At 58.1% G+C, this 15,891-nt stretch carries 15 protein-coding genes; 9 read left to right on the top strand and 6 right to left on the bottom strand.

The annotated features are described in order from the left end of the window. The first annotated feature begins 93 nt into the window (after positions 1–93). Positions 94–957, top strand: a complete 864-nt coding sequence (locus tag Q672_RS29350; RefSeq protein WP_022986093.1) for a YicC/YloC family endoribonuclease — start codon at positions 94–96, stop codon at positions 955–957. 3 nt (positions 958–960) lie between these two features. Continuing rightward, positions 961–1,464: a CPCC family cysteine-rich protein gene (locus Q672_RS34010; protein WP_022986092.1), complete on the top strand. Its 504-nt coding sequence runs from the start codon at positions 961–963 to the stop codon at positions 1,462–1,464. Here the strand turns inward: Q672_RS34010 and Q672_RS29340 are convergent. Next, positions 1,461–2,408: a LysR family transcriptional regulator gene (locus Q672_RS29340; RefSeq protein ID WP_022986091.1), complete on the bottom strand. Its 948-nt coding sequence runs from the start codon at positions 2,406–2,408 to the stop codon at positions 1,461–1,463. The two genes, Q672_RS34010 and Q672_RS29340, sit on opposite strands and share 4 nt — an antisense overlap. A gap of 243 nt (positions 2,409–2,651) precedes the next feature. Here Q672_RS29340 and Q672_RS29335 point away from each other — a divergent pair, with 243 nt between their 5' ends. Beyond that, positions 2,652–4,067: an acetyl-CoA carboxylase biotin carboxylase subunit gene (locus tag Q672_RS29335; RefSeq protein WP_022986090.1), complete on the top strand. Its 1,416-nt coding sequence runs from the start codon at positions 2,652–2,654 to the stop codon at positions 4,065–4,067. A 26-nt stretch (positions 4,068–4,093) separates the two neighbouring features. Next, positions 4,094–5,911, top strand: coding sequence for a sodium-extruding oxaloacetate decarboxylase subunit alpha (gene oadA / locus Q672_RS29330; protein ID WP_022986089.1), 1,818 nt, complete (start codon positions 4,094–4,096; stop codon positions 5,909–5,911). Positions 5,912–6,263: 352 nt separating this feature from the next. Here oadA and Q672_RS29325 read toward each other — a convergent pair whose 3' ends face one another. Then, complete coding sequence (locus Q672_RS29325; protein WP_022986088.1) at positions 6,264–7,667, bottom strand: aldehyde dehydrogenase; 1,404 nt, start codon at positions 7,665–7,667, stop codon at positions 6,264–6,266. 319 nt (positions 7,668–7,986) lie between these two features. Between Q672_RS29325 and Q672_RS29320 the strand changes: the two genes are divergently transcribed. Both Q672_RS29320 and Q672_RS29315 read left to right on the top strand, forming a co-directional pair. Further along, on the top strand, positions 7,987–9,156 hold the full coding sequence (locus tag Q672_RS29320) for an amidohydrolase family protein (RefSeq protein WP_022986087.1): 1,170 nt from the start codon (positions 7,987–7,989) through the stop codon (positions 9,154–9,156). A 17-nt stretch (positions 9,157–9,173) separates the two neighbouring features. Further along, positions 9,174–10,601, top strand: a complete 1,428-nt coding sequence (locus Q672_RS29315; RefSeq protein WP_022986086.1) for a hypothetical protein — start codon at positions 9,174–9,176, stop codon at positions 10,599–10,601. Positions 10,602–10,684: 83 nt separating this feature from the next. Here the strand turns inward: Q672_RS29315 and Q672_RS29310 are convergent, their stop codons facing one another. Together Q672_RS29310 and Q672_RS29305 are read right to left on the bottom strand one after the other, a co-directional pair. Next, complete coding sequence (locus Q672_RS29310) at positions 10,685–10,951, bottom strand: hypothetical protein (RefSeq protein WP_022986085.1); 267 nt, start codon at positions 10,949–10,951, stop codon at positions 10,685–10,687. A 14-nt stretch (positions 10,952–10,965) separates the two neighbouring features. Next, on the bottom strand, positions 10,966–11,925 hold the full coding sequence (locus Q672_RS29305; protein WP_022986084.1) for a hypothetical protein: 960 nt from the start codon (positions 11,923–11,925) through the stop codon (positions 10,966–10,968). Between the two features lie 231 nt (positions 11,926–12,156). Here Q672_RS29305 and Q672_RS29300 point away from each other — a divergent pair, with 231 nt between their 5' ends. After that, positions 12,157–12,642, top strand: coding sequence for a YajQ family cyclic di-GMP-binding protein (locus Q672_RS29300; RefSeq protein ID WP_022986083.1), 486 nt, complete (start codon positions 12,157–12,159; stop codon positions 12,640–12,642). Positions 12,643–12,693: 51 nt separating this feature from the next. Here the strand turns inward: Q672_RS29300 and Q672_RS29295 are convergent, their stop codons facing one another. Then, positions 12,694–13,008, bottom strand: coding sequence for a hypothetical protein (locus tag Q672_RS29295; protein WP_022986082.1), 315 nt, complete (start codon positions 13,006–13,008; stop codon positions 12,694–12,696). Positions 13,009–13,128: 120 nt separating this feature from the next. Continuing rightward, positions 13,129–14,376 (bottom strand): oxygenase MpaB family protein, encoded by a 1,248-nt coding sequence (locus Q672_RS29290; protein WP_022986081.1) that lies wholly within the window; start codon positions 14,374–14,376, stop codon positions 13,129–13,131. A 339-nt stretch (positions 14,377–14,715) separates the two neighbouring features. On the opposite strand from Q672_RS29290, the gene Q672_RS29285 reads away from it, so the two are divergent. Together Q672_RS29285 and tmpT are read left to right on the top strand one after the other, a co-directional pair. Beyond that, the gene (locus Q672_RS29285) at positions 14,716–15,054 is read left to right on the top strand and encodes a hypothetical protein (RefSeq protein WP_235047202.1); all 339 of its coding nucleotides are present in this window, start codon (positions 14,716–14,718) and stop codon (positions 15,052–15,054) included. Positions 15,055–15,130: 76 nt separating this feature from the next. Continuing rightward, positions 15,131–15,796 (top strand): thiopurine S-methyltransferase, encoded by a 666-nt coding sequence (tmpT, locus tag Q672_RS29280; protein WP_022986079.1) that lies wholly within the window; start codon positions 15,131–15,133, stop codon positions 15,794–15,796. Positions 15,797–15,891 lie beyond the last annotated feature (95 nt).

Below are 15,891 nucleotides of genomic sequence, written 5' to 3'. Positions count from 1 at the left end.
GTACGCAAGGAGTTATTCAGAAGCTCCCTAGGGAGCCGGCAAGCTCCCACATATCCGGGGCGGCCCTTCCATCGTCAACATTGAGGTTCTCCCATGATCTGCAGCATGACCGCCTTTGCCCGTGCCGACCGCCACCTGCAAGGCTACAGCCTGGCCTGGGAGATTAAATCGGTGAACCACCGCTACCTGGAGGTCAGCCCCCGCCTGCCCGACGCGCTGCGAGGCCTGGAAAATGGCGTGCGCGAGAAGTGCCGCAAGGCGCTGGCCCGTGGCAAGGTGGAAGTGACCCTGCGCTACCAGCAGGACGACAGTGAAGCCAGCCTGGAACTCAACGAAACGCTGGTCAAGCAACTCTCGGATGTGTCCCGCCGGGTCGGCGATATCGTCCAGCACCCCGGCCAGGTCAACCCGATGGAAATCCTCCGTTACCCCGGTGTGCTCAGCAGCCAGGAACTGGATGTGGAGCTGCTGCAGCGCGAAGCCCTTTCGCTGCTGGATGAGGCCCTGCAGGCCCTGATCGACACCCGCGCCCGTGAAGGCGAGCAGCTGGGCAAACTCATCGAGGACCGCCTGGATGGCATCGGCACCCAGGTCGAAATCGTCAAGGCGGCCATTCCACGCATCAAGGAAGCCCAGCGCGAGCGCCTGCGCCACCGCATTCAGGAAGTGGTGGAGTCACCGGACCCGGACCGCCTGGAGCAGGAACTGGTGCTGCTGGCGCAAAAAATGGACGTGGAAGAAGAACTGGATCGGCTGATCACCCATGTGGCGGAAGTGCGCCGCATTCTCAAGAAAGGCGGCCACATTGGCCGCCGGCTGGATTTCCTGATGCAGGAACTCAACCGCGAAGCCAACACCACCGCCAGCAAATCCGTGGACAGCGAAACCACCGCCGCCGCGGTGGAGCTGAAGGTGCTGATCGAGCAAATGCGCGAGCAGATCCAGAATATCGAGTAACCCATGCCCCGACGCCAGTGGACCGAGGAACAGCAGGCAGCCCTGAACCAGCGGCGGGCACTCTTCGCCACGCGCTATCAGCACATCACCCTGAACAAGCGCCATCGTGTCAATCGCACGGCCTGCCCCTGTTGTGGTTACCCCACGATCGGCGAGCGTGGTCGTTATGAGATTTGCGGCCTGTGTTTCTGGGAAGACGACGGCCAGGATGATGACGATGCCGATACCTGCTGGGGCGGGCCCAATGGTGACTATTCCCTCACCGAGGCGCGCCTCAATGTGCTGCTTCACGACAGCATGTACCACCCGGACAACAACACCACCGTAACCGGGCCCGATACCGCTGAAATCAACGCCATCAAACAGGCGCTGCGCGATCTGTACACACGATTGCCAGTGCAAGCCGATGCAGATTTGCCGGCGGCCTGGAAAACAATCCTGGAACAGGAGCGTACCCTGCGCAAAGCCCGCGACAAACGCTGGAAAGCCCTCCAGGCGCCGCCCTAGCCCTGCAGCGCCTGAAAACGGCCGGCAATGTCCTTGAGATTCTGTTGCACATAATCCACGAACGCCGACATGGCAGGGGTCGGATACTTGCTTTTGGGATACACCACGCACCAGGAACGCCGTAGCGGAAACCCCTCCACCGGCAGCTCCACCAATTGCCCAAGCTGCAGCTCGCTACGCAGGCTCAGCCGCGGCAACACCGCCACCCCCAGCCCCGCCATGACCGCATGTTTGATGGCATCGTTCGCCCCCAGCTCCATAGAGGAGCGCAAGGCCACCCTGTGCTGCTGGCAGAACAGCTCCAGGGTCAAACGGCTACCGGAGCCAGACTCCCGCAACAACAGCTTCTCCCCCAGAAACGTGCTCGCACGGATCGTTTCGGCGGCCGCCAGAGGATGGTCCGGGGCCGCTACCGCGATGAATTCGTTGTCCAGAAACGGCAGAACATTGAGCGGCTTGTCCTCCGGCACGATACCGAGAATCATCAGGTGATCCTCGTTGTCGTCCAGCCGCCGCAACGCTTCGGCCCGGTTCACCACGCGTAAATTCACTGTCACATCCGGGTGGGCTTCCACAAATCCCTTGAGCAGATAGGGCACCACATACTGGGCCGTGTTCACCGCCACCAGCTTCAGCTCACCAGCTACCCGGCCTTGCTGGGCCGCCAGATCCGTCTGCAGGTTTTTCAGGGACTCAAAGATGGCGGCGGCGGTGTCCGCCAACCGCTCGCCGGCGGCGGTGCAGTACAGCTTGCGGCCCACATATTCGAAAACCGGCATGTCCAATGCGGACTCCAGCTGCCGAATCTGGCTACTGACCGCGGGCTGGGTCAACCCCAACTGCTCCCCGGCACGGCTGTAGCTACGATACTGGTGCACCATCAGGAACACCTGTAGCTGGCGAAAGGTGAGACGGCTGGTGAGCTGGTGCAAGGTATGGGGCATGGGATCTCTGGGTGTGATTCTGCCAAACACCTTAGGCCGGGGCAGGACAACAAGGTCGACACCTTAAACCAAGATGTTTAGCAGCCGACATTCAACTTCCGATATCAGACCGCCTGCACCCCGCATTAATGCTGGCTTTATCGGCTCTCCATAAGTGATAGCTTATGTTCACCTAGACAGATTCTGATTTCCACTTATGGATTGACCAAAATAGGCTCCTCTTCCTCGATGGAGGAGCTTTACATGCTGAAGAAAGTCCTGATTGCCAACCGGGGCGAGATCGCGGTTCGGATCATTCGTGCCTGTGCCGAGATGGGGATTCGCTCGGTGGCGATCTACACCGAGCCCGACCGCTACGGCCTGCACGTGAAACGTGCGGACGAGGCCTACTCCCTGGGCGACGACCCCATTGCCGGGTATCTGGATCCGCAGAAAATTGTCAGCCTGGCCAAACAGGTGGGCTGCGATGCGATTCATCCGGGCTACGGCTTCCTGTCGGAGAACGCCGGGTTTGCCCGCCTGTGTGAAGAACAGGGCGTGCGCTTTATCGGGCCCAAATCCGAGGTCATCCACAAGATGGGTGACAAGACCCAGGCCCGCGACAGCATGCGCGCCGCCGGGGTGCCGGTGACGCCGGGCTCGGAAGGCAACCTGAAGGATCTGGACGACGCCCTGGCCCTGGCCGACGAGATCGGCTACCCGGTGATGCTGAAAGCCACCTCCGGCGGTGGCGGCCGCGGCATCCGCCGTTGCGACAGCGCCGACGAACTGCGCACCCAATACCCGCGGGTGATCAGCGAAGCCACCAAGGCCTTCGGCAGCGCCGAAGTGTTTCTGGAAAAGTGCATCGTCAATCCGCGCCATATCGAGGTGCAGATTCTCGCCGACAGCGACGGCAATGTGATTCATCTGTACGAGCGCGACTGCTCCATCCAGCGGCGTAATCAGAAGCTCATCGAGATTGCTCCCAGCCCCCAGCTCACCCCCGAGCAGCGCAACTACATTGGCGGCCTGGCGGTGACGGCCGCCGAAGCCGTGGGCTACGAAAATGCCGGCACGGTGGAATTCCTGCTCACCGGCAACGAAGTCTACTTCATGGAAATGAACACCCGGGTGCAGGTGGAGCACACCATCACCGAGCAAATCACCGGGGTGGACATTGTCCGCGAGCAGCTGCGCATTGCCGCCGGCCTGCCGCTCAGTTACCGCCAACAGGACATCAGCTACCGCGGCTTTGCCTTGCAGTTCCGCATTAATGCGGAAGACCCGAAGAACGACTTTCTGCCCAGCTTTGGGCGGGTGAGCCATTACTACGCGCCGGGCGGTCCGGGCGTACGAGTGGATACCGCCATCTATACCGGTTACGAAATTCCGCCTTACTACGATTCCATGTGCCTGAAGCTGGTGGTGTGGGCGCTGCAGTGGGATGACGCCATCGCCCGCGGTGAGCGCGCCCTGGATGACATGCGCCTGCATGGCATCCGCACCACCGCCAGCTACTACAAACAGATTCTCCAGCACCCGGATTTTCGCGCCGCGAATTTCAACACCAGCTTCGTGCCCGAGCATCCGGAACTGCTGCAGTACTCGGAAAAGAAACATCCCACGGAAATGGCGCTGGCCATCGCCACCGCCCTGGCCGCCCACGCCGGCTGGTAATCCGTCGCCGATAACAGGAATTGATCATGAGCAACCGCAACGCCAAGAAAGTCGAAATCACCGATGTGATCCTGCGCGACGCCCACCAGTCGCTGATCGCCACCCGTATGCGCACCGAAGACATGCTGCCGATCTGCGAGAAGCTGGACAAGGTCGGCTACTGGTCACTGGAAGCCTGGGGCGGCGCCACCTTTGATGCCTGCGTGCGCTTCCTCAAGGAAGATCCGTGGGAGCGCCTGCGCAAGCTGCGCGAGGCCCTGCCCAACACCCGCCTGCAGATGCTGCTGCGCGGCCAGAACCTGCTGGGCTATCGTCATTACGCCGATGATGTGGTGGAAGCCTTCGTACAGAAATCTGCCGACAACGGCATGGATGTGTTCCGGGTATTCGACGCCCTGAACGATGTGCGCAACCTGGAAACCGCCATGAAGGCGGTGAATAAATCCGGCAAGCATGCCCAGGGCACCCTGTGCTACACCACCAGCCCGGTGCACACCCCGGAGCTGTTTGTGACCATGGCCAAGCAGCTGCGCGACATGGGCGCGCACTCCATTGCCATCAAGGACATGGCCGGCCTGCTCACTCCCTACGCCACCTACGATCTGGTCAAGGCGTTGAAGGAAGCAGTGGACCTGCCGCTGGTACTGCACAGCCACTCCACGGCGGGCCTCGCGCCGCTGTGTCAGATGAAAGCCATCGAAGCCGGGGTGGATCGGATCGACACCGCCATCTCTGCCTTTGCCAGTGGCACCAGCCACCCAGCCACCGAAGCCATGGTGGCGGCTCTGGCCGGCACCGAGCATGACACGGGTCTGGACCTGACCCTGCTCTCCGAAATCGCCGATTACTTCCGCGAAGTGCGCAAGAAGTATCACCAGTTCGAAAGCGAATTCACCCGCGAAGATGTGTCCGTGCAAATCAACCAGGTACCGGGCGGCATGATGTCCAACCTGGCCAACCAGCTAAAAGAACAGAACGCGCTGGATCGCATCCGCGAAGTGTTCGACGAGATCCCCCGCGTGCGTGCCGATCTCGGTTACCCGCCGCTGGTGACGCCGTCCTCGCAGATCGTCGGCACCCAGGCGGTGTACAACGTGCTCTCCGGTGAGCGCTACAAGACCATCACCAATGAAGTGAAGCGTTACTTCCAGGGTGGCTACGGCCAGGCCCCGGCGCCGGTGAACCCTGACGTGCAGAAAAAGGCCATCGGTAACGAGAGCCCCATGGAAGGTCGTCCGGCGGACCTGCTGTCACCGGAACTGAACAAGCTGCGTAGCGAGATTGGGGAGCTGGCCGGTAACGAGGAAGACGTGCTGACCTTCGCCATGTTCCCGGAGCTGGGCCGCGAGTTCCTGCAGCAGCGTGCCGACGGCACCCTGAAGCCGGAAGCCCTGCTGCCCGAGCCGGTACCCGGCAAACAGAAAGGCAGCGAAGGTACGCCCACCGAATTTATTATTGATGTGCACGGCGAAACCTATGAAGTGGCCATCACCGGGGTGGGCGACGCCGGCAGCGGCAAGCGCAAGCTGTACCTGTCTCTCGATGGTATGCCGGAAGAAACCGTATTCGAACCCCTCAACGAATACGCCGCTGAAGGCGGTGGCAGCAAACGCCGCCGCGCCACCGACCCGGGCCATGTGACCACCGCCATGCCGGGCAACGTGGTGGATGTGCTGGTGAAGGAAGGCGACGTGGTGAAAGCCGGCCAGGGCGTCATGGTGACCGAAGCCATGAAGATGGAAAACGAGATCCAGGCCAACATTGCCGGTACCGTGAAAGCGGTGTACGTGGAAAAGGGCGACCGCGTGACCCCGGGCGAGGTACTGATCGAAATCGAAGCCTGATCCCGGGCTCCCACCCCGGTGGGAGCCATGCCCATGACCCACAAGGAAGGTGCTTCGCTGCGCTCGGTGGCGGCGCCATAATCAGACTTATCGCCAGCACAAGACAGCCTTTCTCTGTGGGCTCAGCATGCTTTGTGGTGAAAACGCGTTGATCCAGACCCGCACTCGCGCCGCCACCGAGCGCAGCGAAGGAACGCCCGCAGGGCGGCCCGAAGGGTGAGCGGAGCAAATAACCGACGCTCCTACGGCAAGCAACGAGGAGCCAATCGGGCTTTCCCTCTCATCCGCGATGAACCACAAAAAAACCCGGCACCATTTCTGGTGCCGGGCTTTTTTGTCGTCCGGAAAAGGCTTACTTGATCATCTTCTTGATCATGTTGACCTTGTCCTTGTACGGGGCATAACGCATCTTGATATCAAACAGGGTGGTGGCCCGCAGAATACCGCGCTTGTGGGAGAACACGTCGAACGAGTTCTTGCCATGGTAGGCCCCCATGCCACTCTCACCCACACCACCGAACGGCAGGTTGGGATTGGCCACATGCATCACCGTGTTGTTGATGCAACCGCCACCAAACTGGGTGTTAGCCAGCACCTGATTTTCCACATCGCGGCTTTCGGTGAACAGGTACAGGGCCAGCGGGTATTCCGGCAGCCTCTTGATGTTACCGATCAGCTCTTCAATGGAAGAATAGGTCACCATCGGCAGCACCGGGCCGAAGATTTCTTCCTGCATCACTTCGTCATCCATGCTCACATCCTTGAGCACGGTGGGCGGAATGAACTTGTCTTCCCGGTTGGACTCACCACCGACCAGCACCTTGGCCTTGTCGATCAGGCCAGAGACGCGATCAAAGTGACGCTCGTTGATCATGCGGCCCAGGTCCGGGCTCTGGCTCGGGTTAGTGCCGTACCACTCTTTCAGGGTGGCAACGATGGCCTTTTCCAGATCCGCCTTGATGTCCTTGTGAACATGGATGTGATCCGGTGCCACACAGGTCTGGCCCACGTTCATCATCTTGCCGGCCAGAATACGGCGCACGGCCACTTTCAGGTTGGCATCCTTGTGCACGATGGTCGGGCTCTTGCCACCCAGCTCCAGGGTCACCTTGGTGAGGTGCTTGGCGGCAGCCGCCATGACAATCCGGCCCACCCGCGGGCTACCGGTGAAGAAGATGTGGTCAAAACGCTCTTCCAGCAGCGCATTGGTCACCTCGGTGCTGCCCTTGAAGACCGATACGAAATCCTCGCTGAAGCATTCCTTCATCATCTTCTCCACCACGTCGGCCACGGTGGGGTTGAGCGAAGACGGCTTGAGCACCGCGGTGTTACCGGCGGCGATGGCACCGATCAACGGCTGCACCAGCAGCAGGAAGGGATAGTTGTATGGACCCATCAGCAGGGTCACGCCCTGAGGCGTGGATTCGATACGACTACGGCCCGGCTGCGCCCACAGGGTGGTGCCCACTTTCTGTGGCTTCATCCAGCTCTTGAGGTGCTTGATGGTGTGCTTGAGATCTTCATAGGCGGTACTCATTTCGATGTACGCCTCGAACTCCGGACGACCGATGTCCTGCTTGAGGGCATCGCGGATCTCGGTCTGGTATTTCACCAGGGCATTCTTCAGCTTCTTGAGCTGCTGAACGCGGAATTCATAACTGCGGGTTGCACCGGATTCAAAATAGCGGCGCTGACGAGCCACCGCGTCTGCGGCCCAGCTCTGTTTCAGATTCTCGGTTTCCAGTACGGCACCCATATTCGGCCTCCCAGGTCAGGTGAAGTTCTCCAAGCAACGATGGAGTCTTTCACGGCGCCCACACCCTGACCATGGGCAAACTGCTCTCCACCTGACCAAAAATATCAGCGGCCGGCCTAAACATGCCAAACCTAAACACAAGACCAAAACACGTATACCTTTCAGTCACTTATTGCCCCCCTGCGGTCACTAAAGGTCGCCCCCACCGCGGTGGGTGGTGTGCCCCTGTTCCTGAATCCCGGTACCGGTGGTGGCTAGGGCTCCATCCATCCCCTAGTATCGAACTGTCCACCTGAATGACAATCAGCAAGGGAACGCCATGAAGAAGGATCTGACTAAACGCGCAACGCGGCTTGCCCGTCACAGTTTTCTCGCACTCCCGCTTGCCACCCTGATCTCCGGGTGCACCTCGCTTGGGATCAGCGGAGAAATCCCGAACACCCGTCAACACAACGCACGCACACTGGAATCCCTGACTCAGCCCAGCGACCAGCAAGCCTGTTACGACCGGGAAAAGGAACCCTACACACCACTGGTCGATGCCCACTTTCATCCGCGCCCCTTTGGCGGACCGGCAATCAATGCGGAAAAGCTGCATGCCATGCTTGAAGGGCAAGGGGTTCGCTTTGTGAATTACTTCGGTATTGGCCAGATCCTGGAGCTGGATTCCGGCTGCAACTACTATCTGGATTGCCCCGGCGTCACGGCCATGCCGAGCATCAAGAACGATTTCGTCAACGGCATGGAAACCGTGGCCTACCCAAGTGACAACCTGCACATTACGCTCTCCATGACGTTTATGGATCTGGCTCATCCGGATGACATTGTCAGCCTGATCGAGCTATACGATCGCGAATACCCTGGCATGTTCAGCTGGAGTGGGGAGCTGAATGTGGTCAAGCAAGCCCTGCTGAAAAACAACCACGAACCGGCCTCACTGGAGAACATCGATCAGTGGGGGCCATTTATGGATGTTCTGCGTGAGCGCGGTATCCCGGTCACCTTCCACTCTGACCTGGGCAACGACGCCAACCCCACCCAGTTCCTGCCCCTTATGGAACACATCCTGGAAACCTATCCGAATAACAAGATCGTCTGGGCGCATATGGGATTATCCAAGGAACTGGGCAATATGGACCCCGCCCGCCACGTGGAGATTCTCAGCGGACTCCTGGACACCTACCCCAAGCTGATGCTGGATATCTCCTGGGACGTGCTCTACAACGAGTACCACCAATGGGGCGAGATTTACATCCCGTTCCTGAATGCTTACTCCACCCGCATTCTCCCTGGCACCGATTTTGTCGCCGCCAATTACAAGGCTGACGATCAATACGGCAAGGAGCTGGAAGTCACCAGCAGGGTGTTGCGCGCACTCGATGACGAGGCTTTCGAAAACATCGCCCTCGGCGCCAACTACTTCCGCTTGATGGATCTGGATTACCACGCCCCCAAAGTCTGCCCTGCAGACGACAACGGCAACCGCTGACAATAAGGGATCAGGGAATGCGAAATATCACCTCTATTCCGGCAGCGCTTTGCGCTGCCTTGCTTGCGCCGCCACTAATGGCCGAAACCTCTGACGAGGCAGTACAACGCCAGCTCGAAGAATTACGCTCCATGCGTCACCACCTTGAGCAACAAAGCCAGGAATTCGATCAACGGATTCAACAGCTGGAAACCGAGCTGTATGGTGACGCGCCGCCTGTTGCCAGTCGCCCCGCAGACAATCCCGGCATCAGCCTTGGCTATCGCCCGGGCAAGGGTTTCAACCTGTTTAACTCGGATATGGGCGAGGTCAATTTCGGGGTATTCAGCTACACCCGTTATCTCAACCAGAAAGACTTTGAGCGCACATATACCGACAGTTTCGGTAACACCAGCAGCATCGATCCGCGCAACGATTTCCAATTCCAGAAAGTGAATATCAGCTTCAAGGGCTGGATCTTCGATCCCAAGCTGCACTACCTGTTTTATACATGGACATCCAATACCAGTCAGGGGGACCCGGCACAGGTCGTCGTTGCCGGTAACCTTGGCTACCATTTCAATCCGGCCTTCAAGCTCTACGCCGGTATTGGCGCACTGCCCTCTACCCGTTCAACCAACTACACTTTCCCTAACTGGCTCAAGAATGACCACCGGACCATCGCCGACGAATTCTTCCGGGGCTCCTACACCACCGGGGTCTGGGCTGAAGGACAGATCGCCGAAGGACTGCAATACCGAGCCATGCTGGGGAACAATCTCAGCCAGTTGGGGGTCAGCGGCAACCAGCTCGATGACGGGCTCAACACCGCCTCTGGCGCAATATGGTGGATGCCGACTACCGGCGAGTTTGGCCCCGGTGAGGGACTCGGGGATTATGAATTCCACGAAGCAGTGGCGACCCGATTCGGTCTTCATTTCACATATAGCCGGGAAGACGCCCAGGCTCAACCGGGAACCAATTCCTTCGAAAACTCCCAGATTCGCCTGTCCGACGGCACACTGATTTTCCAGGCTGATCCCTTTGGCAACGGCACCGCCATTAATCAGGCCACCTACCGTATGGCCGCCGCGAATGCCGGACTCAAATACCGGGGGTGGTTCCTGGAAGCCGAGTACTACCATCGCCAGGTTGATAACTTTGATGCCAATGGCCCACTTCCCGTCGACGAACTGGAAGACAAGGGCTATCAGGTTCAGGCCTCCATGATGGCGATTCCTAAAGTGCTGCAGCCTTATGTAGCCTACTCGGAAATCCAGGGGGAGTATGGCACCCCGCACGACCTGAGCGTGGGCGTTAACTGGTACCCGTTCAAGCGCAAGGAATTCCGTTTTAACGTACAGGGGCTGTATCTGAAAGATTCTCCTGTGGGCTACAGCAGTGTTCCCTTTCAGGTGGGGGGCAACGGCTGGGCATTCACCACCGATATGGTGCTTGCCTTCTAGTACTACGCCACCCATTGGAAAAAAGGGCGGAGGTGCCAGTGCACCCCCGCCCTTCTGTTATGTCGCAACCCGTCCCGGGCTGCTTATACCCTGAGATACTTGGCGGCCTTGCTATCCGCCTTTTTGGCCAGCGGCTTCAATTCGGCAATTTTCTTGCAGACTTCCTCACACTCTTCCTTGCTCAACGCATGACCTTCCACCGCCTTGTGCAGCTGGGACATGTAATTGTCCAGCACGGAAATCACGGAAAGATGGACCACCGGCGCAATGGATGCTTTCTTTTTTTGCGGTCGCTGTTGACGGTGCGCCTGCTCCCAGCGCTTTTCAAATTCCTTGTGGTTCAGTGACATGATTTTCTCCTCACTCAGAACGTCAATTTGCTGACGCTGATCGCGTCCAGTGCCAGTTCACCGCCCGTAATCCCTTCCAGGGAGACCGGCAGACTGATGTCATTGATGGACACCTTGCCCAGATCGGCGGCCAGGCTGGCATCGCTCAACGTCATACTCCCCACATTGAGATGCACGGTCGGTGTCACCGCCACACTCACCTTGAGAATACCCACGTCGATGCCCAGCGACTTGTCTGATGCCGTGGCATCTGCATTGAACGATCCGCTGGTCGCCGCCGGCATGCTGATTGACGGGATGGCCACGTTTTCCAGGCTGGCACCCGGCAAACGGAGGGACTGAACAGGCGCAGCCCGATTGACACGCAGCGCCTCGCCAGCGGCGGACGGTACCGTCACGGAACTCAGGGCCAGATCGCCGACGCCCATCCCTGAAATGGTCAACCCCGCCCCTGGCAGGCTCAGCTTGTCGAGACGCACCCCCGCGAGCTCCAGACTCCCCAGATCCAGCTGATCAATAGGACGCATGTCCGCCACCAGGCCAGGAATATCGATAGTGGGGATCTGCAGGTTGATATCCCCCAGGTCCGGCACCGTGATCGTACCCAGGTCCACCGGGATATCCAGGCTGCCCATATCCTCGCTGCCATCCCAGCTGCCGATCCAGCCAAGGTCAATTTCCCAATTCAACCGGAATCCCAGCTCCACAATGCTGCGCACCTGGTTGAGTACTGCCTTGGCGTTATTGACGCTGGCAGAGCCATTCTCCACCTTGAGACTGCCAATACTGGCGCTCCCCAGATTGACTTTTTCTACCTTGAGATTATTGAGCGTACCGCTATCGACGCTGACCTGATCAATGGCGATTTTCCGGGAAACCTGGGCCCCAATCAGCCCCAGACGGGTGAGTAAATCCCTGGACACCGGCAGGGAGTCCAGCAGACTGTCGGCAGACAGTCGTTCTTTCAGTGACATGGATATTGCCTCCTGGCAGGGTTTCAAGGCCATGCAGTCCTGCATGGCGAGGCCAACATAACCCCAACGGCTAACCCAGCCTATTCATCCAAAGGACTAATTCCCTGTAAATTGAACGCCGTTGGCATAGCGCAAGCAGATCCTCTGCTGCAGCACCCGCCCCCGCTCCAATCACGCCCTATTGCACGCTATAATGGCCAGCCCATCAGGTCCCAGGAGTGAAATCGAGCCATGCCCTCTTTTGATATTGTTTCCGAAGTGGATGAAGTCGCCCTGCGTCACGCAACGGAAAACGCCAACCGGGAACTGGCCAGCCGGTTCGACTTTCGCGGCGTAGAGGCCAGCATCGAGCAGAGCGGGCTGGCGGTTACCTTCAAGACCGAATCCGATTTCCAGGTTCAGCAGCTGGAAGAGATTTTCACCAAGAATGCGGTCAAGCAGGGAATCAGCCCGGCAGGCGCCGACCGCCCTGACAAACCGGAACACAGTGGCAAGACGTTTTCACTGACCCTGACTTTCCGCCAGGGCATTGATCAGCCGACAGCCAAACAACTGGTCAAGCTGATCAAGGAAGCCAAACTGAAAGTCCAGGCCTCCATTCAGGGCGATCAAGTTCGTGTGACAGGCAAGAAACGCGACGACCTGCAAGAAGCCATTGCCGTGGTGAAGGGCTCAAAAATCGAGACCCCGCTACAGTTCAACAACTTCCGCGACTAAACCCTCGTGCCGCAGACCATTGCGGTCTGCGGCATACTTCTGCTGGCGACTTTAACCGCAGCTTCCCCGCACCTCATTCCAGCTCCAGCCAAGAATGTAATCAATGCTGCCGCTGATGCCATGGAAAGAATCCGTTTCCGAGGTGGAGGGCTCCGCCTTTTCACGGTTGACCTGGCGATGTCCGGTCGTGCTTTGATAGCAATAGTTCACGTATACCGTCTGGTTACAGTTGTTCTTGAGCGTCATCAAATAACGCTGCCCCTTATCATGCTGCACACTGACGGAAGCGCAGTACTGGGGGCTGGCCAATGCAGGCACCGACATCACCAGCAGCACCAACCCGATCACACCCTTAATGCGTTTCATACATCCCCCTCATAATGACGTTTTGTGGTGACACCCAACGATCGGGTATCGCCACCAGACTAGCCTTGAAGGGGGAAAGCCCACATCCCCCATATGAGGGATACGCAGCTGTGATAAGGGTTAACGAAACAGTTTTTTGACCGGTGTGAAGGTCGTATCCGCCTTCAGTTTTTTGACCTGCTCGGGAAACGCGTTTTTGCGCGCCTTTTCACCCACCCACATAAGCATCCGGTTAGACCCGGGCGTAGCCTTTCGAACCAGCTCAGCGCCCATCCGCAGCGGCGCCTGGGCAGGCCAGAAATATTTCGTCAGGGTGCGGGGCAAACCCAGTTTGTCAGCGGCTTCGTCACCAAGAATATATCGGGTATAACCCGCTCGCAGGGTGTACTCCAGCTTGCCGATATTTTCCTGTAGCCAGCCCTCGCGCCCCTGTAACGAGGCATTTGCCAGCGCCTCCCCCAGACGGCGAGTGTCATCATCACTGTCACCGATGGTGGCGATCAGGTGATACAGCGCTCGCATGCTATCCTGCTCATTGGTCGGCAGAATGCGTTCGTCCACGCCCATCAGGTACCCCACATAACGCCACAGGTGAACAACGGCCTCTCGTTCACGACGGCTGAAAAGATAACCCAATGCACGAAGCCCTGTGAGGAAGATCACCGAGAACTCCAGAATGGTCCCCATCGAATCCCACTGATTCAGGGGGTAGCCCCAGCGCATATCCCAACTATCGGATTTGACCAGCATGTTGCGCACCTGCGCATGCATCAAGCGCACGCGCACCGCACTTTTGAACCCTTCCTTATCGCGCTCAAGGCCTCCGGGAGTGTTCACGTCCATCCAGAATTTTCCGGTTTCTACCAACCTCCGGTTGGCCATACGATCCAGTTGTCCGGTAAACACCAGCGGTTTTGCTGCCGCTCCGGCCAGATACCCACCCATCAACGACATATTGCGCAACACCAGCTCACCAGAGATGCCCACCCGATAGGACACCTCACATCCCAGTCGAAGCAGTTCACGGTCCAGCCAAATGGGCTCGTGGTCTATCTGCTTGAACAGGGAACGCAGCTCAGCGGGGGCGTCGGATACCGTGTCTATACCGTGCTCCAGTGCCTGATCCAGCAATTTTCGCCCCTCACCCGCCGGCAACCGGCCATACATGGCAACGACAGCATCAGCCAGGGGATCACCGGAAAGAATCGACTCACGAATCACCGTCATCTGTTTGGGTGTGGGATGGGGATCGGAGCCCAATATCCACCGGAACAAGGTACGGACCTTTCGCACCTCAGCACGGTTAGGGTTGCCAACGCGGTTCAGCTTGGCGGGATCCAGCGGCAATTCCTGCATCATGGAAGTCATGATTCTCTCCTCGCCAGAAACACTGACAAAAGGGGTAGGTTCTTGTTGCAGTACCATGTCGCTGAATAATCATAATGGCAATGAAACTGCGGAAAGAATGTCCCTGTATGACAGAAACAGAATTCACTTTTTTATCCACCCGTAACTTGCTAGCGTCACGTTTTAAAACACAAGGACAATTCCATGACTTCCTCGCTCAATCAGGCTGCCCGCCGTATGACACTGCTATGGTTTGTGGTGCTTTCGGGGCCTTTACTTATTGGCCTGGGAACCTGCTTTCTGGTCTGGGTCGCTGGATATAGCGCCCCTGCCACACTTCTCCCAGAGGAAACATTGCGCATGGCAGCTATGGGCGCCATGGCGCTGATGCTTACCATCAGCAGACCTCTGCGTAACGTTTTGCTCTCACCCGGTGCCATCGCCAAACGCCCTCTCCGTGATCAGCGCCACGCCAATATTGAGCAACAGGCAACGGCTCAAACCCAGGCCAGCATGTTCTTGTTACTGGGATTGCTCGAAAGCGTTTCCATGCTGATCGTAGCGTTGAGTCTGATGCAAGCAGATGCCGGACTGGCATTACTGAATGGAGTCTACACACTGGCGCTGGGCATTGTCGCGAAACCGGACTTCGCCCGCCTGATCACGGAAACCCTGAAAACGTTGCGTCAGGCCAGTTGATTATCCGTATAGCCTGGGTCCTGCCGGTCAGCCCGCAGCAAGACACGTCTTTCCCTGTTACTCACTGGAGTCTCAAATGGAACCGGATTTCTGGCATGACAAATGGAACAAGAATGAAATCGGCTTTCATCTAAGCCGGGCTCACCCGTTGCTGACATGTCATTGGAACCGATTGGGGCCGGCTTCCTCCGGCCGCGTTTTCGTTCCCCTGTGCGGCAAGACCCTGGACATCCACTATCTCCGTGATCAGGGGGCAGACGTCGTGGGAGCGGAATTAAGCGAACATGCCGTTCTTGCATTCTTCGAAGAAGCGGGCCTTGAGCCCAGAGTATCTGATTGGCATGCAGGAAAACGCTTCTGTACCGAGGGAATTACTTTGTTCCAGGGGGATATCTTCGCGTTGGATCGGAGTACCCTTGGCACCATTGACGCTGTCTATGATCGCGCGGCTGCCATTGCGCTCCCTCCAGCATTACGCCAACAATACGTCCGGCACGTCATCGAGCTCACCGGAAGCTCACCGCAATTGCTTATCACACTGAGCTACGATCAGTCGCTCATGCCGGGCCCGCCATTCTCTGTGGATGCCGAAAATGTGAAGGAATTGTACAGCCAGCATTACCGCCTGAATTGCCTCTCCAGCGAGGAAATTATCGAGAATGAAATCCGCTTCAGGGAGCGCGGACTCACCACACTGACAGAACGTTGCTGGCATCTTGGCCCAACATTACCAGCAACGTAATCGTGCGACTGACCTGTGCCATAAACACCCGATTACCACAGCCTAAAGTCACCGTAAGAAAGGTATTACTGCGTGTCAATCATCACGATTATTTG

It is taken from the genome of Alcanivorax sp. P2S70 (genome assembly GCF_000475295.1).
Lineage (GTDB): Bacteria > Pseudomonadota > Gammaproteobacteria > Pseudomonadales > Alcanivoracaceae > Alcanivorax > Alcanivorax profundi.
The sequence above is the reverse complement of the archived record's forward strand: the minus strand, read 5'-3'. Positions and strand labels throughout refer to the sequence as shown.

Coding starts and splice junctions, on each gene's coding strand:
- Q672_RS29350 (WP_022986093.1), top strand. CDS start 94: ATGATCTGCAGCATGACCGCCTTTGCCCGTGCCGACCGCCACCTGCAA.
- Q672_RS34010 (WP_022986092.1), top strand. CDS start 961: ATGCCCCGACGCCAGTGGACCGAGGAACAGCAGGCAGCCCTGAACCAG.
- Q672_RS29340 (WP_022986091.1), bottom strand. CDS start 2,408: ATGCCCCATACCTTGCACCAGCTCACCAGCCGTCTCACCTTTCGCCAG.
- Q672_RS29335 (WP_022986090.1), top strand. CDS start 2,652: ATGCTGAAGAAAGTCCTGATTGCCAACCGGGGCGAGATCGCGGTTCGG.
- oadA (WP_022986089.1), top strand. CDS start 4,094: ATGAGCAACCGCAACGCCAAGAAAGTCGAAATCACCGATGTGATCCTG.
- Q672_RS29325 (WP_022986088.1), bottom strand. CDS start 7,667: ATGGGTGCCGTACTGGAAACCGAGAATCTGAAACAGAGCTGGGCCGCA.
- Q672_RS29320 (WP_022986087.1), top strand. CDS start 7,987: ATGAAGAAGGATCTGACTAAACGCGCAACGCGGCTTGCCCGTCACAGT.
- Q672_RS29315 (WP_022986086.1), top strand. CDS start 9,174: ATGCGAAATATCACCTCTATTCCGGCAGCGCTTTGCGCTGCCTTGCTT.
- Q672_RS29310 (WP_022986085.1), bottom strand. CDS start 10,951: ATGTCACTGAACCACAAGGAATTTGAAAAGCGCTGGGAGCAGGCGCAC.
- Q672_RS29305 (WP_022986084.1), bottom strand. CDS start 11,925: ATGTCACTGAAAGAACGACTGTCTGCCGACAGTCTGCTGGACTCCCTG.
- Q672_RS29300 (WP_022986083.1), top strand. CDS start 12,157: ATGCCCTCTTTTGATATTGTTTCCGAAGTGGATGAAGTCGCCCTGCGT.
- Q672_RS29295 (WP_022986082.1), bottom strand. CDS start 13,008: ATGAAACGCATTAAGGGTGTGATCGGGTTGGTGCTGCTGGTGATGTCG.
- Q672_RS29290 (WP_022986081.1), bottom strand. CDS start 14,376: ATGACTTCCATGATGCAGGAATTGCCGCTGGATCCCGCCAAGCTGAAC.
- Q672_RS29285 (WP_235047202.1), top strand. CDS start 14,716: ATGGCAGCTATGGGCGCCATGGCGCTGATGCTTACCATCAGCAGACCT.
- tmpT (WP_022986079.1), top strand. CDS start 15,131: ATGGAACCGGATTTCTGGCATGACAAATGGAACAAGAATGAAATCGGC.